Raw genomic sequence first — 19244 nt, forward strand, 5'->3', positions numbered from 1 at the left:
TCGAAGAGGTCAACGGCCCGCATCCGTAACTCTTCCCGGCGCCTGCGCTGCTCGGCGGTCAGCCCGCCCCCGTCCGCATACCTCATGCCTCCGGCCTACCAGCCCGGACGTATCGCGTCACCGGTCCCGACACAAATCCAGACCCCGAAACGCTGAAGTCAGTACTCCGCAACGTTGATGTTGTTCGGGGGGTTGAATACGCAGAACTCGTTGCCTTCCGGGTCGGCAACGACGATCCAGCGAAAGCCGTGTTCGCTGAGTTCTTCAGAGAGCTTCGCAGCGCCGAGCCGTTCAAGGCGATTGACCTCGGATACCAGGTCTGCGGTGCCAAAGTCGAGGTCAAGGTGCATGCGGTTCTTGCCCTGCTTGGGTTCTGGGACGTGCTGCAGGAGAAGGGTTGGTGCAGGAGCGGGCCCGACCAGGCTCAGGTAGGGGGGTCCGTGGAAGCCGCGCCGGTAGTCCAGCGGGGCGAGCGCGGCGAGCCAGAAGTTCGCTTGCGCTTCGGTGTCGACACAGTCCAGCGTCACAACGATCTGCATGGCGGAACGGTAGGAGGCTTGGTGCGTCCTGACGATCCATTTTTCGGCAGCACCCGAGGTGGTACTGCCGCTCTTCAGGCCCAAGCATCCTCTGCGAGCTCTTATACCGGCGAGTCCTTCTTCGACCAGTCCTTTCGAGGACCGCTGCGGGTGATCCTCCGAGTCATCAGGGTGATGAGTGCCCAGGTCAGGTGGGCGTCGGAATGTTGTGGAAGACGTTCGTAGTCGCGGACGTTGCGCCGGGCCTTCATGATCCAGCCGAGGGTTCGTTCGACTTTCCAGCGGCGGGGCAGGACGACGAAGCCTTTCGCGCCGCGGGGTCGGGAGACCGTTTTGAGGGTCATGTTGAGGAAGTCTTCGGACCAGTTGACGAGCTGACCGGCGTAGGCAGAGTCGGCCCAGACCTGGGTGATCTGCGGTTGCATGGTGTCCGACCCCACCGACGACACTGCCGCCGCCCCGGTTCTCGGCCTCGGCGACCAGGTCGACGGCAACCGGGCGATCAGTCGCATGTACCCGTGGAACGACCAGCCTGCGTTCCGGACCTGCTACCTGACTGACGCCACGTGGGAACTCGGTGATCTGAAGGGCAACGTCGACGTCGATGACCTGCCGATGGGCAAGTATGAGCATTACTCACGCGGAACTCGGGGACTATTGCTCACCCAACCACCTACGACAGGCGAACTTGATCGAGCGTCACGTGATGACCAAGCCGTGGTGCGCAGCGGAGCGGGGCGCGGGAAAGAAGTCGCGTCGGGGCCGGGATCCCGGCAAACCGTCGCGCGTCGGCCGGGCCCGGCCGACGGCCCGCATGCGCTATAGTTGATCTTGACAGTTCGCCGCAACTTGTGGTGACTGACGCTGCGTTGGTGGTCCAAGGAAAGACGCCCCGCTTCCCGTGGGGAAATGCAGGTGCAAGGCCTGCCCAGCGCTCACTCACGAAGCCCTTCCCTCCATCGGGGAAGGGCTTCGTCATGTTCCCCTGATACGACGTTCGGCGATCACGCCCCGCGCATCGCCTACCTGCTGGCCGGACTGCCCGTCGAAATCCTGGGCCAGCTGCGTTCGGACCGGGTGATGCGCAGGCCGACACCGCCGCGGGTCTACGACCCCAAGGGCGGCCGGCCGCCCAAGCACGGTGACGAGTTCGTCTTCGGCGACCCTGAAACCTGGGGCGTCGAGCACACCGTGACGACCACGGACACCCGCCTCTACGGGAAGGCAACCGCGCAGGCGTGGGACCGGCTGCACCCGCGGCTCACCCGCCGGGCGGCCTGGCTTGACCACGAAGGTCCGCTGCCGATCAACGAAGGCGCCGTCGTCCGTCTGGTCGTGGAGAAGCTGCCCAGCGGCGGGGTGAACAAGCCCGTCTGGCTGTGGTGGTCGGGCACCGGCGCCACCGAGACGGATGTCGACCGCTGCTGGCAGTCCTTCCTACGCCGTTTCGACATCGAGCACACCTTTCGCCTGTTCAAGCAGACGCTCGGGTGGACCAGGCCCCGGCTTCGCAGTTCGGAGGCAGCCGACCGGTGGACCTGGTTGGTGCTCGCCGCCTATGCCCAGCTCCGGCTCGCCCGACCGCTGGCCGGTGACCTCCGGCGCCCCTGGGAGAAGCCGGCCAAGCCGAACAGACTCACCCCCGCCCGAGTCCGACGGGGGTTCAGGAACCTGCGCACGAAGACCGGCACTCCTGCCGGTGCACCGAAACCGTCCCGTCCCGGACCCGGCCGACCGCCGGGCTCAAGGAACCGCTGCCCAGCACCCCGTCATGATGTGGGCCGGATCCTTGCCACCGGTGAGGCCTACAGCCGCCCAACCCACCAACAGGGAACAAAGCCCAGACGCGTTACTGAGGTTGAACTCGGGATGTCGTGTTGCTGATCAGGTGGGTCTGATGGTCAGGCCGGTCTCGGTGAGGCAGCCGTCTATGAGGTGGCTGCGGTACTGGATGTGCCGCAGGCCGCGCCGGACGGTCTGGACAAGGTGTTCTGGGGTGCTGAAAGCGACGTTGGAGAGCCACCCGCGCCGTAGAAGCGACCAGATCCCTTCGACGGGGTTGAGGTCGGGTGCGTAGGGCGGCAGGTAGTAGATGGTCAGCCAGTCCCGGGCTTCGGCGAACTCCCTCAGTCCGGCGGCCTTGTGGACGTTGAGGTTGTCCCAGACCAGCACGATCGGGCCGCCGAGCTGCTGGTGGGCGGCGATCAGCAGGTCGCGGTAGTCGCGCCAGGAGAAGCTCTTGCGCCCGTCACGGTTGCCGTCGTCGCGGCGGGGCCGGTAGATCAGCCGAGAACGGTGGCCGGGTTTGTAGCAGGTCAGCGATCCAGCGCACCTTCGGTGCGCGCCGGGGGCGTGGTAAACCCCGTGGCGCGCGCTGGGGATGCTTCCCTGACGTGGGCCGGTGCTGGTTCGGGATCGTGGTGGGGTTCGTTCCGGCCGAAACCGACTGCTCTGTGATGCCGGTGAGCTCGCAGGTCAGCGTGGTGCTGGGGGCCGTCCACGGGAGGCGTGGCCGGCCTCCGGGCGGTACGGGAGTACGTCAGGCCGCCTTTCTGCGTCAGCCGGCGGCGACGCCGCGGGGTCGTCGAGTCCACCGCGCGGGCCGCGTACGAGCACGGCCACCAGGTCATGCGCGCCACCAACGCGATGGCCGACGCCGACCCCGAGGCGCACGGGGGCGGCGGGATCTTCCCGTGCCTCGGCGAGACGGGCACCACGGCCGAAACCCTGGAGCCGCCGGCCGTTGCCCGGATACGGCAAGGACCAGTGACCTCCGACTGCCGGTCGATCTCCTTGCCTGCTTGATCGTGGCTGTAAGAAGCTGGCGCCTGTCGGTGGGCAACGGCGGGGAGACGAGCGATGACCACGATGAGAAACGGCACCATCCGGGGGGCGGACGGACCGCCGCCGCCGAGGGCGGGAGGGAACCGGTTGGTGGGTGCGGCGCTGATCGTTCTGTCCCTGATCGCCGCGCTGAGCTGCCATTCCATCCTCACCACCTGGCTGCCCGCCGATCGCGCCCTGTACCGGGAGTACAAGGCGGCCGAGACGTGTCCCACCCGCAGGGTGATACCGAGGGCAGAAGACTGCCTGCGGGAGGTCACCTTCACAGTCGAAGGCGCCCGGAAGCACCCCAAGGGCATGCGGGCGACCCTGCTCGGCCCGGAGCCCTTCCCGAGGATGGTCGTGCCGTTCGGCGACCGGGGACCGGTGCTGAGCGGGCTTGAGCGGGGGGACCGGGTCACCGGTACCGTGTGGCGCGGCGTCGTCGTGGTGATCGCCGAGGGGGACGTCCGGCAGAATTCCGCCGACGCCCCTCGCGACGAACCCCAGATGACAGCCGCCTTCGGCACGTTCGCGGGGCTGCTGGCGGCGTTGGCGCTGATGTTCGGTGCGGTGCGTCTGGTCAGGCCGCGCGACCCCGGATTCTTCACCTGGCAGCCGTACGGCAAATGGCTGCTCATCGTCACGGGGGCCAGCTGCGCCGTCGTGGGTCTGTCCACCGTTTGGACGGGCCTCCCGTGGTTGCTCGTACCCACGGTCTGCGGGACGGTCGTCGCGATTACGGCGTGGTTCCTCCACCGAGACCTGCGGCTCGGACGGGTCGGTCGGTAGAACAGCCCGGCCTCCTTATGCATCGCGAAAGCGCGCCGGGGGCGTGGTAAACCCCGTGGCGCGCGCTGGGGATGCTTCTGTCTGCCCCTGACGTGGGCCGGTGCTGGTTCGGGATGCTGGTGGGGTTCGTTCCGGCCGAAACCGATTGCTCTGTGATGCCGGTGAGCTCGCAGGTCAGCGTGGTGCTGGGGGCCGTCCACGGGGACCGTGGAGTGTTGCTGTGAGCACGTGCGTCAGAATTCCTGATTCACCCTGGCCCTCCCCGAACGGCATACCGACAGGGAGGGAGCGGGAGCATGGACGTACTGCACGAACGGTGCGCCGGCCTGGACATCAGCAAGAAGGACGCCAAGGTGTGCGTCCGTACTCCGAGTGCGAAGCGGCGGGGGTCCTTCACGACCGAGACCACGACCTGGGGTTCGACGACGAACGCGGTCCTGACCCTGCTCGACCACCTGCTCGCCGCCGAGGTCACCCTCGTAGTGATCGAGGCGACCTCGGACTACTGGAAACCCTTCTACTACGTGCTGGCCGACAATCTGAACGTGATCCTGGTCAACGCCCGGCAGGTCAAGAACCTGCCCGGCCGCAAGACAGACGTCTCCGACGCCGCCTGGCTGGCCCAGCTTGGCGCCCACGGCCTGGTCCGCCACTCCTTCGTCCCGCCACAGCCGGTGCGGGAACTGCGGGACCTGACCCGGGCCCGCACCACCGCCACCCGGGAACGCTCCCGGGTCGTCCAGCGCCTGGAGAAGCTGCTCGAGGACACCGGCATCAAGCTGTCCGCAGTCGCCACCGACATCATGGGCGTCTCCGGCCGGGCCATGCTCGAGGCCCTCGTCAACGGCGAACGCGACCCTGCGCTTGCCGGATACCTCATCCGTGCTGGTCAGGCCGCATGCTGGTACTCGTGGAGGGTGCCGCCAAGTCGCGCTCGTCGTCGTATGTCCATACGGGCTATCCGGTCCGGGTCCTCGATCGGAGGGGGCAGCAGGTGGAGGGGGCGGGCGTTCGCAAGGCCCTGGTGCGGCCTGTGCTCGTTGTAGAACGTCTCGAACTCGCTCAGCGCGTACAGGAGATGACGCTGATCCCAGATCAACATGCGGTCCAGCAATTCTCGCCGGCAGGTCTGCACCCACCGTTCCATGATCGAGTTCATTCTCAGCATCCGGACGCCGCTGAGCACGACCTCGATACCCTCGTCCTGGAGCACCTCGTCGAACAACCGCGGGAACTTCCCGTCTCGGTCCCTGATCAGATAGCGCGCGCGGCAGCCGGCGCCCTCGAGGTCCATGACAAGATTCCTCGCCGCCTGGACCACCCAGGACGCGGTCGGATGCGCGGTCGCGCCCAGGATCCGGATCCGCCGGTTCGTGTGCTCGATCGCGGCGAACACGTACAAGCGGGCCCCGGACAGGGTGACGGCCTCGAAGAAGTCGCAGGCCAGCAGGGCGTCGGCCTGGGAGCGCAGGAAGTCCGCCCACGTGCTGCAGGCGCGTGCGGGTGCCGGGTTGACTCCGGCCTCCTTCAAGATCTCCCAAACCGTGGATGCCGCCACCGACACCCCGAGCACGAGCAGTTCACCATGCAGGCGCCGATAGCCCCAGCCTGGATTTTCCCTGGCCAGGCGCAGCACCAGCGCTCGGATCGAGCGCACAGTGCGTGGCCGACCCCCGCGCTTTGGCCGGGACTGGGCGGCGTGCCGGCCGGCGATGAGGTTACGGTGCCAGCGCAGCAGCGTGTCCGGCCGTACCAGCAGTCGCGTCCGGCGCAGGACCTCCCGCGGCAGGCCCTGGAGTAACGCGGCCAGGAACGCCCGGTCGCTCGCGTGGAACCGGACCCGCTGCCCGTTCAACTGCCGCTCCAGAACTGCAATCTGATGGCGCAGGGCCAGGATTTCTACATCCTTCTCGCGGCCACTCATCGGCAGCAGCCGCAGCATCGCGAACACGTTCGTCATACCCAGGTACGCCAGTCTCAGCAGCACGACCGACCATCATGCCGTGACCACCACCGACCGCGCGAGAGCGCGGACTCGGGCAACCACTGGCCGACACCCAAAACCACTCCCACCTGCATGGATGAGGTATTCGGCAAGGGCAACGTTTGCACCCACCTCTCTTTGATCGAATTCATCCTCGGCATCCGGACCCCGCTGAGTACAACCTCGATCCCCGCGCCCTTCACGATGGCGTCGAACAGCTCGGGGAACTTGCCGTCCCTGTCCCGGATCATGAACCTTGCCCGACAGCCCGCGTCCGCCAGGTCCATCACGAGATTCTTCGCGGCCTGGACCACCCAGGATGCGGATGGGTGAGCAGCGGCGCCCAGGACGCGGACTCGGCGGTTGGCGTGCTCGATGACGGCAAGCACATACAGCCGCGCTCCGGTCAGAGTGACCGTTTCGAAGAAGTCACAGGCCAACAGGACGTCGGCCTGGAAGCACAGGAACCGCAGAGGTTGTTGCCCGAGGTCGGGGCCCGGCGCGTTGCGGGCCCCGACCGGCACGAGGTCTTGGTTCCTGAACGGCGGTCCCCGCTCAGGCGTGCTGGATCCAGTCCTGGTCCAGGCGGTCGGCCAGGCCGGCGGTGGTGAAGGCGGCCTCCAGCTCGTCGCGGCCCTCGGTGAAGTGGGCCCAGCTGTCGTGGTGGGCCGGGACGACACGGCGGGCGCCGAGGATCCGGGTGGCCTCGGCGGCCTGGGCGCTGTCCAGGACGATCAGTCCGCCGTCGTAGAGCATGGGGAAGCGGGGTGCGCCGGCGAACAGGATGGCGGTGTCCACCGGGGCGAAGCGCTCGGCGATCTCCTTGACGGCGTCGAGGGAGGCGTTGTCGCCGCTGACGTAGACCGTCGGCAGGCCCTGGCCGGTCAGGACGAAGCCGACGACCTGCCCGGAGAGGGGCTCGACCTCCTCGCGCGGGCCGGGGCCGTGGATGGCGGGAACACCGGTGACGGTGATCGTGCCGCCGCCGGGGCGGTCCAGCTCGATCGACTCCCAGTCGGCCAGGCCCTTGGCCTTGTCCCCGAGGCGCTGTCCGCCGCCGGGGGTGGTGAGGGTGAGGGGGACGTCGGCGAGCAGGGCGCGGCCGGAGGTGTCGAGGTTGTCGGCGTGCTCGTCGTGGGAGAGCAGGACCACGTCGATGGGGCCGAGCTCGGCGGGGGTGGCGGTGGAGGGGGCGGTCTTGGTCAGGGTCGGGCCGGGCGAGGGGTAGTCGCCGGGGCCGTCGAAGGTCGGGTCGGTCAGGAAGCGCAGGCCGCCGTACTCGAACAGGGTGGTCGGGCCGCCGAACGTGCGGACCTGGATCTGCTTGGCGTTGTGCTGGGACATGCCCCTCATTCCTCACGGTTTATTTCTATGTTTTCCGTGATGCCAGAGTAGGCAAATGTCACGGAAAAATGCAAGCGATACCATGAGGCCATGAACGAGACCGTGATTACCGACATCACGCAGACCGCCCTGCCCCCGGCTCCGGGTACCGACCGGCACGCCTCCTTGGACTTCGCCGACACCGCCGCGACCCTGCCCGCCGGCCAGAGCTACGACCTGCTCGCCGCCCCCGAATCCGCCATGCACTGGCTCGCCGCCCACGACCTGACCACTCCGGATGTACAGCTGTACGAGGTGTGCGCACAGCGGATGCGCACCCTGCGCGGCCACATCCGCACCCTGCTCGGCGCGCGCATCGACGGCACCACCCCGCCCGAGGAGTCCCTTCGGGCGGTGAACGAGGCACTCACGGCCGTACCCACCGCGCCCCTGCTCGCCTGGGACGGCGCGCAGGGACTGCGCCGCATTCAGGCACACCCCACCGACCAAACCGTGAACCACGCGCTGGCGACCCTCGCCGCCGACGCCGCCGACCTGCTCACCGGTCCCGACGCCGACCTCCTTGCCGCCTGCGGCTCCGCCCCCTGCGACCGTTTCCTCCTGCGCACCCACGGCCGACGCCACTGGTGCTCCACCCGCTGCGGCGACCGCGCCCGCGCCGCCCGCGCCTACGCACGGCGCAACAGCGCCTCGGCGTGACACACCCCACCACAAAACATCACGGGAAATAATTTTCTTTTCCGTGAGTCTCTATCAGGTGATTCCGGAATCAGGACCGACCAAACACGGAGAGGACACCCCGCGATGACCAGCCTGTTTCCACCGATCGAGCCGTACGACAGCGGCATGCTCGACGTCGGCGACGGCAACCTCGTCTACTGGGAAACCTCCGGCAACCCCCACGGCAAGCCCGCGCTCGTCGTCCACGACGGCCCAGGCGCCGGCACCCGGCCCGAGCAACGCCGCTGTTCGACCCCAGGTCCAGGTACTACCGGATCGTCCTGTTCGACCAGCGCGGCAGCGGACGCTCAACCCCCAACGCCGCCAACCCCCGCCAACCCATGCGGCACAGCAAGACCTGGACCCTCGTCAATGACGTCGAACGCCTCCGGCACGTCACCCTGGACGCCACCTACCTGAACCTGTCCGGCACGGACCTGTCGGCTGATCCAGGCTGTGCACTGCTGTGCCCGCCGGTGGCGCGCTGCATCGTGCTGCGCATAGCGGACCTGTACCGGGCGAACCTCGGCTAGTCGGATCTCAGCGGCGCGGTACTCGCGAGGGCTTGTCCGGTGAAGGCCGAGCTGACCGAGACGGTGCTGCGCGATGCGGACCTGTCCAGGGCTGATCTGGCAGTGCCGATCTGTACGGTCGATGCCCGCGGGGCAGCCGCGCACCGGCTGCTCAGCGGGCTGCGCAGCGCCAAGGCTTGGTGGGACCGCAACGAGGTAGAAGCGCATCCCTCTAGCTCGTTTGCGTGCCCTGCTGCCTGACGGGTGCCGCGGTCCAGCTGGCCAGGAGCGGCAGGACGCGGGCGGTGGAGGAGTCGGGCTCGGTCGTGTAGACGATGAGCCGCTGGTCCGGCTCGTGGGGCGCGCAGACGAACTCGATGTTGAAGGACATCGGGCCGGCGGCGGGATGCTGGAGGCGTTTGGTCATGGACGTGTAGTCGCGGACGGCGTGGTCGTCCCACCACCGGGCGACGTCGCTGTCGCTGGTGCGCAGCTCTTCCACGAGCGCCGTGAGGCGGTTGTCATAGGGGCGGCGGGCGATCTCCCGGCGCATTGTGGCGACGGTGGCCGATGCGAAGTCCGCCCAGTTCACGATCCGCTCGCGGGCGACCGGGTCCAGGAACATGAAGCGGACGAGTGACGTCCCCGGCTCCAGTGGCCGGCCCAGCACCTCCGCCAGCAGGGCGTTGCGGGCCAGGATCTCAGCGCGATGGCCGAGGAGCAGCACCGGGACGTGGTCGAGCGTGTTCATCAGCCGCAGCAGCCCGGGATCGGGGCGCTGGAGGGTGTGCGGGGTTGCGGCGCGGTGCCGCGTGGTGGGCGCGGCGAGGTCGCGCAGATGCGCGTGCTCGACCTCGTCCAGACGCAGGGCTCGGGCTAGCGCGTCGAGCACTTCAGTGGAGATGTTGGCTTGGCGTCCTTGTTCGAGCCGACTGTAGTAGTCCGGGCTCAGGCCGGCCAGCACAGCCAACTCCTCGCGCCGCAGCCCCGGCACCCGCCGGGCCCCGGGGAAGGCCTCGATGCCGGCTTGGGAGGGGGTGAGGCGGTCTCGGCGGGAGCGTAGGAACGTCCCGAGCGCGGCGCGGTCGCGTGGCATGGCTCCATGGTAGGCGGCCCGCCGGCGCCCTGGGTGGTCCTGGCGTGCCCAGGTTCGTCCTGACCTGGCCTGATACCCGCGTGCCGCCCTAGAAAGGGATCCATGGCTTCCCTTCACACGAATCACATGAACGACAGCAGCCCCGCCGTCTCCGGCGCCCGGCTGGCCGGCCGCACCGCCGTGATCACCGGCTCGACCAGCGGGATCGGCGCGGCAATAGCACGCACACTGGCCGGCGAGGGCGCACACGTCGTCGTCAGCGGCCGGCAGGCAAGCCGCGGGGCGCGGGTCGTCGAGGAGATCCGGCAGGCCGGCGGTCGCGCCGACTTCGTCATGGCAGACCTGACAGGCAGCTACGAGCAGCTGCGCACCTTCGCAGCACAGGCCACCGACGCGCTCGGCGGACGCGTCGACATCCTGGTCAACAACGCGGGCATCTACCCGGCGACGCTGACCGAGGACCTGCCGGACGCGGACCTCGACGCCATGCTTGCGGTCAACCTCCGCGCCCCCACGTCCTGGTCGCGGCGATGGCGCCGGCCATGGCCGAGCGGGGCAGCGGCGTCATCGTCAACATCGGTTCCTGGATGGGCCGGGTCGGCAGCCCTTATGCGGCGATGTACACCGCGACCAAGGCGGCCGACGAGCAGCTCACCCGCAGCTGGGCCGCGGAGTACGGGCCACGCGGCGTGCGGGTGAACACCGTCGCGCCAGGGGCGACTCTCACGCCGGGCAACGAGGCAGCCCGCGAACTGCTCGACGCACTGACGGCGACCACCCCGGCGGGCGTCGTCGTCCGGCCGGATGACATCGCCAAGGGCGTCCTGTACGTCGCTAGTGACGACGCGGCCATGGTCCATGGCATCACGCTCTACGTAGACGGCGGGATCTCCGCCACCCGGCCGGCCTGACCCCCGGCCAGCCGGGGGGCAGGCCCGTGCCGACCGGTGTACCGGCGGCGTGCAGCACATCGCCCGCCGCGTGGATCCAAAACAAACAGTTTGGTTTGGCTCGTACTGAGAGACAGACCACACCCGAAGGAGCAAGACAATGAGCAACGGCCAGCTCGACCTGGTGTTCCGATTCCGTGTGAAACCCGGCAAGCTCGAGCAGTTCCAGAAGGCGATCGACCACATCCTCCCGATCACGGAGGAGAAGGAGCCGTACGTCCTCGAGTACAACATCTACAAGAACGCCGAGGGCGTCTACACCCAGCACGAGCGGTACGCCGACGAAGACGCCATGTTCCGCCACCTGGAGGCCACCGCCGAGGGGCAGAAGGAGTGGGCCGAGGCCACCGAGGTCGAGGAGGTCAACGTCCTCGGTGACGCGAGCGACCGGTTCTGGGACCTCTTCGGCAGCCCGCGCACTCACGCCTACTCGCCCTTCCGGAACGTCAAGCGCTGACCACCCAGCATCGGGGGGGCGCTTGCATCCCCGAACCGGCGAGCGAAGCAATCACACGATCGTGCAGCCGGGTTGGACGTCGTTCGACACACAAGGGAGACGGCGTCACAGGACCTCCCTGTTCGGCTTGTTCGGACTTCAGCGGTCCCAAGCCGAACAGGAAGCTCCGGAAGCCGCAGCAGAGCAAGGCCCCGGGCTCGCGCGGTAGGGAGCAATAGTCAAGACCTGTGGACCAAGTCCTTAAGAGCTGGTCAGACGTTCGTGGTTGATAGGTGGTCGGGGAGGTCGGTGAGCCGTTCGATACGGAGTACCGTCTCGTCTACCGTCGGCGATGGTCCGCCGGTGACGAAGTCGATACCGCGGTCCAGCCAGATGCCGGTCAGCCCAGCGAGGGCGGCTGCGTTCACGTCGCTGCCCAGCATGTCGCCCACGTTGACCGCCTGCGAGGGGTCCGTCCGCATCCGCCGGCAGGCGGCGGCGTAGGCGACAGGCTTGGCCGCACCGAGCTCGGGCGGGGTCAGAATGGCTTCGAAGTATTCGAGGAGGCCGAAGCGGGCGAGCTTGGCGCGCTGCTGCTCAGGGTCCCCGTTGGTAAGAACAGCCAGACGCGGTCCTTGAGGAAGCCGTTTCAGGGTCTCCAGGCAGGGGTGGACATCGGGATAGCACCGCCAGGACTCCTCGAACACGGTGAGGTAGCGCTCGGCAATCCAGGCGTCCAGAAGGCCGGGATTTTCAGGAACCGGCTCGCCGAGCATCGGCAGGAAGGAACGGAGCCTGCGTCGGTGGTGCTCAGCGAAGGAGCACTGACCGGTCAGGTATTCCCGCATGTGCCGCGCCTCCAACGTCCACCACAACGTCACCAGCTCCTCCGGTGGAGCCGTCGCGTTCGGCGCGGTCTGGACGATCGTTTCCAAGACCGCGCTTCGGTGATCGACCAGGGTGCCGTCCAGATCGAAGAAAACCACATCCGCCATGGGAGGATCATCTCGCAGTGAACCGCGTGCCTCGGCCTCGGATCACTAGGCGGCTGCTGCCTGTTCGTCGGGGCGTTCGACGAGTTGGCCGTTTTCGAAGCGGGCGCCGGACCGGACGAGCGCGACAAGGTGGGGTGCGGTGACCGCCCGCCAGCGGGCCTGGGCCGCCACGGCGAGCTTGAACACCATCGCAAGAGCAGCTGCCGGGCTGCTGGCACCGCGGGTCACCTTCGTCCGGAGTTTCACCGTGCTGAAGGTCGATTCAATGGGATTCGTGGTCCGCAGATGGATCCAGTGCTCGGCGGGGAAATCGTAGAACGCCAGCAGCTCGTCGAGGTCGTCGTTGATCTTCCTGACGGCCTTCGGCCACTTCGCGCCGTAGGTCTTCTCGAACGCGCGGGCCGCCTGCTCGGCATGGTCCCGGTCCTCGGCGTTGTAGATCTCCTGCAGGGCCTTCTTCGCCCCGGGCTGCGCCGACTTCGGCAGGGCGTTCGACACGTTGCGGATCTTGTGAACCCAGCACCTTTGATGCCTGGCCTGCGGAAACACCTCCGCCAGAGCCCGCCACAGGCCCATCGCCCCGTCCCCGACGACCAGTGCCGGATCCTTCATGCCGCGTCGGCGGCAGTCCCGCAGCAGGTCGGCCCACGACTCCGTGGACTCCCGCAGGCCCTCGGCGAGGGCGATCAGTTCCTTGCTGCCGTCCAGGCGCACGCCCATAAGGACCAAGACGCAGGAATGGGCCTGGCCGAGGCGGACCTTGGGATGGACACCGTCGGCCCACACGTAGACGTAGTCGCTGTCGGACAGGTCACGGCGCTGGAAGGCGGCGTGGTCGTCCTGCCACTGCTTGGTCAGCCGGTTGACCGTGGCGGCCGACAGGCCGGCCGAGCTGCCGAGGAACTGCTCGAGCACGGGCACGAAGTCGCCGCCGGACAGGCCGTGCAGGTAGAGGAGAGGCAGGACCTCGCTGATCTTCGGGGACTTGCGGCACCACGGCGGGAGGATCTTCGAGGAGAACCGCTGCCGTTCGCCGGTCGCCTCGTCGACGCGGCGGTCATCCACCCCGCGGAGCACGCACCTCGATCGGGCCGGCGGCCGTGGTCACGGTGCGGGGTCGGTGGTGGCCGTTGCGCACCACCAAGCGGCGGCCTCGTTCATCCCGCTCGGCGGCCAACTCGGCTATGTACTGGTCGACTTCCGCCTCCAGAGCAGCGGCGAGCATCCGCCGGGCGCCTTCCCGCACGATCTCGTCGATCAGGGATCCGGACGACGTGGATCCGTCTTCATTGACTACGCTGAGCACGGGCATACCTTCCTGACCCGCGCGGCAACGCGGGCCCTGACTTGGTGACCATCACAGGATCATCGGGAAGGTACGCCCTCCGGATGCCTTCCCGCGGACGATCCACAAGTCATGAGCATTGCTCTCCTCGGCGAGCTGGACCAGCGCTGTGGTGCGGGCCGGCCGGATGGGGCAAAAGCGGGTGCCTCCCGAACTCGTGAAGATCGACCCGCCCGAGACCGCTCCCGCCGGGAGCGGACCACAGCCGAGCGGCGCAGCACGGGGCTGGCGGCCGGGGCGTGCAGCAGGGCGCTTGCCAGAGCGTCCGGCAGGGCGCATCGCGAGGCGCTTTCCAGGGCGCTTCGCCCTTCCCGCCCTGATGGAGGAACCGGCACGTCAGCGAGCTGGTCAAGGGGGTCACGCCGCGCCGACTACTTCCCTGGAGAGGGGTCTTGCAGGGAAGTCGAGCCCGTACCGACGCTCGCAGCGGTCTTCCAGGTCGCGCCTCCGGTCGCGGTCCTGGTCACAGTTCCGGTCTCGGCTCACGTCGCGCCGGGCCCCGGCCGGCGAACCTGCGGCGCAAGGGCGGCCTCGGCAAGGGCCCTGGCAGCCAGGCCCGCACGATCTGCCCTTCACCACCCGCCTGATCAACCCGCACGGCGACCGGCACCTCGGGCTCAACGACAAGGAGGGCCGCAGGAGTTCCCGCGGCATCGCCGCCCACCACCCCGCCAAAATGCCCACCCCTTCGTGCGGCTATCGCGTACAAAGGGGTGTCGGCGTCGGGAAACGGCTTGCCCACGAGCTCTGACCTGCAGAAGCGGCCGGAATCCGGAAAGAGGGGTTCACACCTGCGGCAGTGGTCCCGGTGCAACCCCGGGTACACCTCTCCAGCCACCTGTGCAGACAACCGTGGGCGCAACCCTCCCCAGCCCCGAACAGGCCCCGACCAGGGCGGCTTACCCAAACCGGCTTGCCCGGACCGCCCGACCATCCTCCAGCGGCAGCTGGGAAGCGTAGCGCGCAAGGACCCGGTCCACGGCCGCCGACAGCCCGCACGTGCGGGCGCGGGGCTTCCACAGTGGCTGATATCCACGGGGCCGCCGGTTCGGCATGACAGCGCCCCCGATCGGTCAGGACGCCTCGGCGTCCCTTCCGCCGCGGACCGTACCGCGGCAACGCCTCCCGGCCGGGACTGTCCGGCTGAACCGCCGTGTCCCGGCCCAGGCCGGTGTCGTTGTCCGGGCGACGCGTGCATGATCCATCCCTCATGGAAACGCGCTGAGGGCCCCTGCCGCGCACGGCCAGGGGCCCTCACCCCCGTGCAAACACCGCCGTTAACGTCAGCGCAGCCAAGCCGGTCGCCGGCCTCCCGGCCGGGCAAGCCCGCCGCACGGTGAGCTTGCCCAGAGTCCTCCTGGGCTTGCCCAACACTCGTGACCAGTCACATGTCCACGGTCGTGACCGGTGACCGGCCGTGCGACCGATCCGACCGCACCCATCGGTCACACCGCACGTCACGGGCTTGCCCGGTCCAGCCCGCTCGACAGTGAAGCCAAAGACCGGCAAAGCTCCAGTGCCGCACCGGAGCTCTGCCCATGACCGACCAAAGCAGACGAGCCGGCTGCGGGCCAACCAGGTGACGAACACCCCGCCCGCTCGCGCGTCACAGCCCAGGAACCCCACCCGGCACCGAGAGTGAGTCAGCAGCGCCCAGACCGACCCTGAAGGGCGCCAGCGTCCTGAAGCTTCCAGAACGGCGCCGTGTCACCGCCCTCCCGGAAGCCACGGCACCCACGGCCGGCAGGCGGGCGACCTTCACCAGCCGCACCGCCGACCGGCCGTGGTTCAGCCCGACTGCGAGATGCCCTGCACGAGCTGGGTCAGGACGCGCAGGGTTCGGGGAGCTCCGGTTCGAGGAACAGGCCGCGGTAGGCGGGCTTCGGCAGCCGCTGCTGCGGCACAGCGGGCCTGGCGAGCTGGCGGGGGAGTTCGGGCATGGGGTGCTCCGTTCATGCGGTGACGCGGTGGATGGGGATCCCAGCGGCGGCCGCACGGCGCATGGCGTCGGCGGTACCGGTGGAGTTCCGGTGATGGAACGCGGCCATGCGGTCGGCTCCGAGGTCGACCATCTGTTGGTTGCGTCGAAGACCGGCGGTGGGGCAGTACTCGCCACGGCGCGGGTTCTAGCGATCATCGCGGAGGCCGAACGGCTGCTCGCCGGTCCCTGGCCACCGCTGGACTGATCTCCTGGACGGTCGGGTTTCAGGCTGCTGAACGACCCGACATTGCTGCTGTACTGCTGAGATACGAGCTTGGTAGCTGAACTCCATCGGGCCGGGCCTCTACACGCGCTTTCAGCGTCGCGGGAGGCAAGCCAGGTCTGGGTGTAGGGCCCGAGGCGGAGCAGCGAGTAGCTGGTGTTGTCGCTGCGGCGGGCTTCAACGTGGACGCCGTAGTGGGCGGGGCCGACGTCATCGGGGAGGGGCAGGTTCGCGGCGGCGTGGGTGAGCATCGCGTAGGCCGGTCCACGACCAGGACGGCAACCACTACTCGGCCGGGCAGGTCCGGGAGGTGCCGTGGGTCGCGATCCCGCCGGTGGTCACGGCGATCCGCGTGCTGGAACGCCTCGTCCCCGAAGGCGGCCTGCTGTTCGACGCGAGCGTCCACACCATTCCCCGCGGCCGCGTCTCCACCGGCAGGGTCTTCGGCTACGAGGCGATGCGCCACCGGATCGAGGACTTCGCGTCTGGGCCTCCCAGCTCGCGGTGCGCCTGGGCCGCGAGCACGAGGTCGTTCCCGACGACCCGCACGGAGCACTCGGGGTGGCACGCTTTCGCCGGTCGCTGGCCTGGCACATCGCACGCCGCCCAGGCGGACTGGTCGCGCTTGCCATCCAATACGGGCACATGCGCACCGCGATGAGCGCCGGATACGCGGCCTGCGGCCGCGGCGGCATTCACGAGCTGCTCGACATCGAGACCGCCCGGGCTACCGCCGACACCCTCACCACCCTCCACGACGACCTCACCGCCGGAACAGGGATCTCAGGGACTGCCGCCCGGCGCGCGATCCACGCCGCCGCCCAGGCCCCCGCCTTCGCCGGGTCCATCCGCACCCACCGCCAAGCCCGGGACATCCTCAGCAACCCAGCCCTGGCCGTCTACGACAACCCGCGCCCGTTCCTGATGTGCGTCTACAACCGCGACCGAGCCATGTGCCACCGCCTGGACGTCGCCGACGCCCCGCGGCTGGATCGCTGCCGGCCGTCCTGCGCGAACGTCGCACGCACCGACCACCACGCCGACCAACTCCTCCAGAACGCCCAGGCCTTGGAGAAGCAGGCCGCCTCCGAGGCGCTGCCCGGCCCGCTCGCCGACCGGCTGTCCCAGCGCGCCGGACAGCTGCGCGCGCTGGCCGACCGCCACGTCCACGAACACATCAACGCCCAGGAGCCGACCACATGAGCCCCGCCGCCGATGAACGCGACCGTATCCAAACCGCGATGGACCGCATCCTCAACGGCCAGCCGGAACACTCCAACGGGGCGTTGACCATCGTCGCGCTCGCGGCGGAGGCACAGGTACCCCGCAACGCCCTCACCCAGCGTCATCCGGATCTGAAGAACGCCTTCTACGACCAGGTCCGTGCCTGCGGCCAGATGCCGCACAGCGAGAAGCGGCTGCGCCAGCAGGTCCGGAAGCTGAAGGAACTGCGGGCCGCCGACGCCGAAGAGATCGCTCAGCTGAGGAGCGACGTAGAAGCACTCGTCGGCGCCCTGCACCAGTCGATCATGGAGAACCGCCTGCTGCGCCAGCAGCTCGCCGACCACACGACCGTCGTCCGCCCGCTGCCCACCCAAGCCACCCGGGTCCGAGACAATGCCCGCCCGCTGCCACCCGGCGTCTTGTAACGGCTGGTCCTTCGTAGTTCCGTTGGTGCCTGGTGGTGGGTGGGCAGGTTGTTTCTGCTGGTCTGCCCAGCGTCGAGGCTAAGCGGTCACGGCACTAGCCCGGCACCGGTCGTCCGCCTCGCAAGCGTCAGCACGTGGACCGGGCCCGCTTCCTGGCTCGGTAGGTGGCCACGTTGTTCCTGTTGCCGCAGCTCTCGTATGAGTGCCAGCGCTGCGTGCGGCTGCGCGTGGTGTCGTAGAAGGCGTGGGCGCAGTCCTCGTTGGCGCAGGCGCGGATGCGCTGCCAGGTGCCATCGGTGATCAGTTCTGCGACTGCGAGGGTGATGCCGCCGATCACGGGATCACCGTCGATCTGCTGCAGTCGCACCTGGCCGGGCGCCGCGAATGTCTGCCTCAGGGTGACCGAGCCGGAGTGCCGCGTAATGCGTGTCCACGCGGCTGCCGTCGCCTGGGGTTCTGATGCCGTGACTGCGTCCAGGAGGGCCGCGCGCAGTTCGCGGACCTGAGTGATGAGGCTTGGCGCCGGCTGCCCTCCTTCGGGCAGGCCGAAGGGGCGCAGGATCTTGCTGGCTGTCCGCGGATTGTCGAGCGTATCGGGAAGCGCCGGGGCGATGCCGTGGGCGCGCGAGTTGAGCAGATCCACGATCGCCGCGGGATTGGCGGGGATCGACTGCGCGACGTCCGGTTCTTCTCTGCTCACACCGACAGGCTAGCACATGGTCTTTTCACGAAAGGGCCTTACAGGGTGGTGGTGGACTGTGCTAGAAAGGGTATGTAAGCGTCTATAGCTAAAGCCCATTACATTCGCCGTGGTCCCTGTCGATCTCGTCGATCGGCGACGCGCGAGGGTCACCGGCTTGCAATGTCTTGCCAGAGGAGAGAGACGATGAGTGAGATCAAGACCCAGTTCCTGACGATCGACGGGTTGTCCATCCGGTACGCGGAGAGCGACGGGCCCCGCGATCACGAGGCTCTGCTCCTGAGTCCGTGGCCGGAGAGCGTGTACGCCTACGACGCGACCTGGTCCCGGCTGGCCAAGCAGGCTCGTCTGATCGCGGTGGACCTGCCGGGGTTCGGGCACTCCCAGCTTCGGGAGGACCTGCTCTCACCCAAGGCGATGGGCGACTTCATCGTGCGCATCGCCGACGCGTTCGGGCTGGCGAAGCCCCACGTGGTGGGCCCGGACATCGGCACCAGCGCGGTGCTGTTCGCTGCGGCCCAGCACCCCGACCGGTTCCGCAGCGCGGTCGTGGGTACCGGCGGGGCGGCCGTCCCGCTGCAGCTGGGCAGCCCCTTGCGAGAGTGGGTGCTCGACGAGGACCTGGCCCCGTACCGGGCCATGGACCCCAAGGCCATCGTGACCGTCGCGGTCGACACCATCGAGGGCTACGAACTGCCGGAGGTCGTGCGTGAGGACTACCTCGCGTCCTACATCGGCCAGCGGTTCGTCGACCAGATGCCCTACGTCCGCGCATATCCCACCGAGCTCCCGCTCCTCGGCGACCTGCTGCCCACCATCGAGACACCGGTCCAGATCATCAACGGCCGCACGGACCCGGTGGTGCCGGTGGCCAACGCCGAGTATCTGCACGAGCGCCTGCCCCACAGCAAGCTCGACGTCATCGACGCAGGCCACTTCATCTGGGAGGAAGCCGCGGACGACTACGCCAGGACCGTCATCGACTGGTGGCAGAAGAACTGACCACCCGCCAGGCGCGCCGCGCATGCGGACGTGGGGGGGGGGGGGCCCCCGGGGGGCCCCCCCCCGGGGGGGGGGGGGGGTGCACCCCCCAGGCCCCCCCCCCCCGCGTGCGGGGCCCCCCCAGCCGCAAATCACCCCAACCCCCACCAATAA

Annotated in this window: 16 protein-coding genes and 8 pseudogenes; 14 read left to right on the top strand and 10 right to left on the bottom strand. The window is 68.7% G+C overall.

The window, feature by feature from the left end:
- Window positions 1–158: 158 nt before the first annotated feature.
- Window positions 159–539 (bottom strand): VOC family protein, encoded by a 381-nt coding sequence (locus ACFU6I_RS42875; RefSeq protein ID WP_384378283.1) that lies wholly within the window; start codon window positions 537–539, stop codon window positions 159–161.
- Window positions 540–655: 116 nt separating this feature from the next.
- Window positions 656–958, bottom strand: a pseudogene (locus ACFU6I_RS42880) (transposase); the annotation flags it as partial.
- Window positions 959–962: 4 nt separating this feature from the next.
- Here ACFU6I_RS42880 and ACFU6I_RS42885 point away from each other — a divergent pair.
- Window positions 963–1364, top strand: a complete 402-nt coding sequence (locus tag ACFU6I_RS42885; RefSeq protein ID WP_384378286.1) for a hypothetical protein — start codon at window positions 963–965, stop codon at window positions 1362–1364.
- A gap of 174 nt (window positions 1365–1538) precedes the next feature.
- Window positions 1539–2423 (top strand): annotated as a pseudogene (locus ACFU6I_RS42890) (transposase); the annotation flags it as partial.
- Here the strand turns inward: ACFU6I_RS42890 and ACFU6I_RS42895 are convergent.
- On the bottom strand, window positions 2424–2921 hold the full coding sequence (locus tag ACFU6I_RS42895) for a transposase (protein ID WP_384378326.1): 498 nt from the start codon (window positions 2919–2921) through the stop codon (window positions 2424–2426). It lies immediately after the preceding pseudogene.
- A gap of 126 nt (window positions 2922–3047) precedes the next feature.
- Between ACFU6I_RS42895 and ACFU6I_RS42900 the strand changes: the two genes are divergently transcribed.
- From ACFU6I_RS42900 to ACFU6I_RS42910, 3 genes and pseudogenes are all read left to right on the top strand, one after another.
- Entirely contained in the window at window positions 3048–3344 is a 297-nt protein-coding gene (locus ACFU6I_RS42900; protein WP_384378289.1) for a hypothetical protein, read from the top strand.
- A 54-nt stretch (window positions 3345–3398) separates the two neighbouring features.
- Window positions 3399–4154, top strand: a complete 756-nt coding sequence (locus ACFU6I_RS42905; protein WP_384378292.1) for a hypothetical protein — start codon at window positions 3399–3401, stop codon at window positions 4152–4154.
- Window positions 4155–4450: 296 nt separating this feature from the next.
- Window positions 4451–5017, top strand: a pseudogene (locus tag ACFU6I_RS42910) (transposase); the annotation flags it as partial.
- Between the two features lie 26 nt (window positions 5018–5043).
- Here the strand turns inward: ACFU6I_RS42910 and ACFU6I_RS42915 are convergent.
- The 3 genes and pseudogenes from ACFU6I_RS42915 to ACFU6I_RS42925 all read right to left on the bottom strand — a co-directional run bounded on the left by ACFU6I_RS42915 (window position 5044) and on the right by ACFU6I_RS42925 (window position 7482).
- Window positions 5044–6141 (bottom strand): helix-turn-helix domain-containing protein, encoded by a 1098-nt coding sequence (locus ACFU6I_RS42915; protein WP_384378295.1) that lies wholly within the window; start codon window positions 6139–6141, stop codon window positions 5044–5046.
- Between the two features lie 116 nt (window positions 6142–6257).
- Window positions 6258–6605: pseudogene (locus tag ACFU6I_RS42920) on the bottom strand (integrase); the annotation flags it as partial.
- Between the two features lie 88 nt (window positions 6606–6693).
- On the bottom strand, window positions 6694–7482 hold the full coding sequence (locus ACFU6I_RS42925; RefSeq protein ID WP_384378298.1) for an MBL fold metallo-hydrolase: 789 nt from the start codon (window positions 7480–7482) through the stop codon (window positions 6694–6696).
- Between the two features lie 90 nt (window positions 7483–7572).
- Between ACFU6I_RS42925 and ACFU6I_RS42930 the strand changes: the two genes are divergently transcribed.
- From ACFU6I_RS42930 to ACFU6I_RS42940, 3 genes and pseudogenes are all read left to right on the top strand, one after another.
- Window positions 7573–8181 carry a CGNR zinc finger domain-containing protein gene (locus ACFU6I_RS42930; RefSeq protein ID WP_384378301.1) on the top strand — a complete coding sequence of 203 codons (609 nt, stop codon included), beginning with the start codon at window positions 7573–7575 and terminating at the stop codon, window positions 8179–8181.
- Between the two features lie 105 nt (window positions 8182–8286).
- Window positions 8287–8594: pseudogene (locus ACFU6I_RS42935) on the top strand (prolyl aminopeptidase); the annotation flags it as partial.
- A gap of 153 nt (window positions 8595–8747) precedes the next feature.
- Window positions 8748–8975 (top strand): annotated as a pseudogene (locus ACFU6I_RS42940) (hypothetical protein); the annotation flags it as partial.
- Here ACFU6I_RS42940 and ACFU6I_RS42945 read toward each other — a convergent pair.
- Window positions 8947–9810 carry a helix-turn-helix transcriptional regulator gene (locus tag ACFU6I_RS42945; protein WP_384378304.1) on the bottom strand — a complete coding sequence of 288 codons (864 nt, stop codon included), beginning with the start codon at window positions 9808–9810 and terminating at the stop codon, window positions 8947–8949. The pseudogene ACFU6I_RS42940 and the gene ACFU6I_RS42945 overlap by 29 nt on opposite strands.
- 126 nt (window positions 9811–9936) lie before the next feature.
- On the opposite strand from ACFU6I_RS42945, the pseudogene ACFU6I_RS42950 reads away from it, so the two are divergent.
- Together ACFU6I_RS42950 and ACFU6I_RS42955 are read left to right on the top strand one after the other, a co-directional pair.
- Window positions 9937–10721: pseudogene (locus tag ACFU6I_RS42950) on the top strand (SDR family NAD(P)-dependent oxidoreductase).
- Between the two features lie 139 nt (window positions 10722–10860).
- Window positions 10861–11217, top strand: coding sequence for a putative quinol monooxygenase (locus tag ACFU6I_RS42955; RefSeq protein ID WP_384378307.1), 357 nt, complete (start codon window positions 10861–10863; stop codon window positions 11215–11217).
- Window positions 11218–11468: 251 nt separating this feature from the next.
- On the opposite strand, the gene ACFU6I_RS42960 is transcribed toward ACFU6I_RS42955, so the two are convergent.
- Together ACFU6I_RS42960 and ACFU6I_RS42965 are read right to left on the bottom strand one after the other, a co-directional pair.
- Window positions 11469–12191 carry an HAD family hydrolase gene (locus tag ACFU6I_RS42960; RefSeq protein ID WP_384378310.1) on the bottom strand — a complete coding sequence of 241 codons (723 nt, stop codon included), beginning with the start codon at window positions 12189–12191 and terminating at the stop codon, window positions 11469–11471.
- Between the two features lie 45 nt (window positions 12192–12236).
- Window positions 12237–13497 (bottom strand): annotated as a pseudogene (locus ACFU6I_RS42965) (IS256 family transposase).
- Between the two features lie 2072 nt (window positions 13498–15569).
- Between ACFU6I_RS42965 and ACFU6I_RS42970 the strand changes: the two are divergent.
- From ACFU6I_RS42970 to ACFU6I_RS42980, 3 genes are all read left to right on the top strand, one after another.
- Window positions 15570–15722: a hypothetical protein gene (locus tag ACFU6I_RS42970; protein ID WP_384378313.1), complete on the top strand. Its 153-nt coding sequence runs from the start codon at window positions 15570–15572 to the stop codon at window positions 15720–15722.
- 579 nt (window positions 15723–16301) lie between these two features.
- The gene (locus tag ACFU6I_RS42975; protein ID WP_384378315.1) at window positions 16302–16943 is read left to right on the top strand and encodes a hypothetical protein; all 642 of its coding nucleotides are present in this window, start codon (window positions 16302–16304) and stop codon (window positions 16941–16943) included.
- On the top strand, window positions 16940–17389 hold the full coding sequence (locus ACFU6I_RS42980) for a hypothetical protein (protein WP_384378318.1): 450 nt from the start codon (window positions 16940–16942) through the stop codon (window positions 17387–17389). The genes ACFU6I_RS42975 and ACFU6I_RS42980 overlap by 4 nt, the downstream gene beginning before the upstream one ends.
- A gap of 127 nt (window positions 17390–17516) precedes the next feature.
- On the opposite strand, the gene ACFU6I_RS42985 is transcribed toward ACFU6I_RS42980, so the two are convergent.
- A complete protein-coding gene (locus tag ACFU6I_RS42985; RefSeq protein ID WP_384378321.1) occupies window positions 17517–18089 on the bottom strand; it encodes a CGNR zinc finger domain-containing protein in 573 nt (190 codons plus the stop codon).
- Between the two features lie 186 nt (window positions 18090–18275).
- Between ACFU6I_RS42985 and ACFU6I_RS42990 the strand changes: the two genes are divergently transcribed.
- Window positions 18276–19091 carry an alpha/beta fold hydrolase gene (locus ACFU6I_RS42990; protein WP_384378324.1) on the top strand — a complete coding sequence of 272 codons (816 nt, stop codon included), beginning with the start codon at window positions 18276–18278 and terminating at the stop codon, window positions 19089–19091.
- Window positions 19092–19244: the final 153 nt, after the last annotated feature.

The organism is Streptomyces sp. NPDC057486 (genome assembly GCF_042802415.1).
GTDB lineage: Bacteria > Actinomycetota > Actinomycetes > Streptomycetales > Streptomycetaceae > Streptomyces > Streptomyces yanii.

What these genes read in the sequence shown, in the direction of transcription:
- ACFU6I_RS42930 (WP_384378301.1), top strand. Translation starts at nt 7,573, where the DNA reads ATGAACGAGACCGTGATTACCGACATCACGCAGACCGCCCTGCCCCCG.
- ACFU6I_RS42990 (WP_384378324.1), top strand. Translation starts at nt 18,276, where the DNA reads ATGAGTGAGATCAAGACCCAGTTCCTGACGATCGACGGGTTGTCCATC.
- ACFU6I_RS42885 (WP_384378286.1), top strand. Translation starts at nt 963, where the DNA reads ATGGTGTCCGACCCCACCGACGACACTGCCGCCGCCCCGGTTCTCGGC.
- ACFU6I_RS42925 (WP_384378298.1), bottom strand. Translation starts at nt 7,482, where the DNA reads ATGTCCCAGCACAACGCCAAGCAGATCCAGGTCCGCACGTTCGGCGGC.
- ACFU6I_RS42960 (WP_384378310.1), bottom strand. Translation starts at nt 12,191, where the DNA reads ATGGCGGATGTGGTTTTCTTCGATCTGGACGGCACCCTGGTCGATCAC.
- ACFU6I_RS42945 (WP_384378304.1), bottom strand. Translation starts at nt 9,810, where the DNA reads ATGCCACGCGACCGCGCCGCGCTCGGGACGTTCCTACGCTCCCGCCGA.
- ACFU6I_RS42955 (WP_384378307.1), top strand. Translation starts at nt 10,861, where the DNA reads ATGAGCAACGGCCAGCTCGACCTGGTGTTCCGATTCCGTGTGAAACCC.
- ACFU6I_RS42980 (WP_384378318.1), top strand. Translation starts at nt 16,940, where the DNA reads ATGAGCCCCGCCGCCGATGAACGCGACCGTATCCAAACCGCGATGGAC.
- ACFU6I_RS42970 (WP_384378313.1), top strand. Translation starts at nt 15,570, where the DNA reads ATGGAACGCGGCCATGCGGTCGGCTCCGAGGTCGACCATCTGTTGGTT.
- ACFU6I_RS42875 (WP_384378283.1), bottom strand. Translation starts at nt 539, where the DNA reads ATGCAGATCGTTGTGACGCTGGACTGTGTCGACACCGAAGCGCAAGCG.
- ACFU6I_RS42905 (WP_384378292.1), top strand. Translation starts at nt 3,399, where the DNA reads ATGACCACGATGAGAAACGGCACCATCCGGGGGGCGGACGGACCGCCG.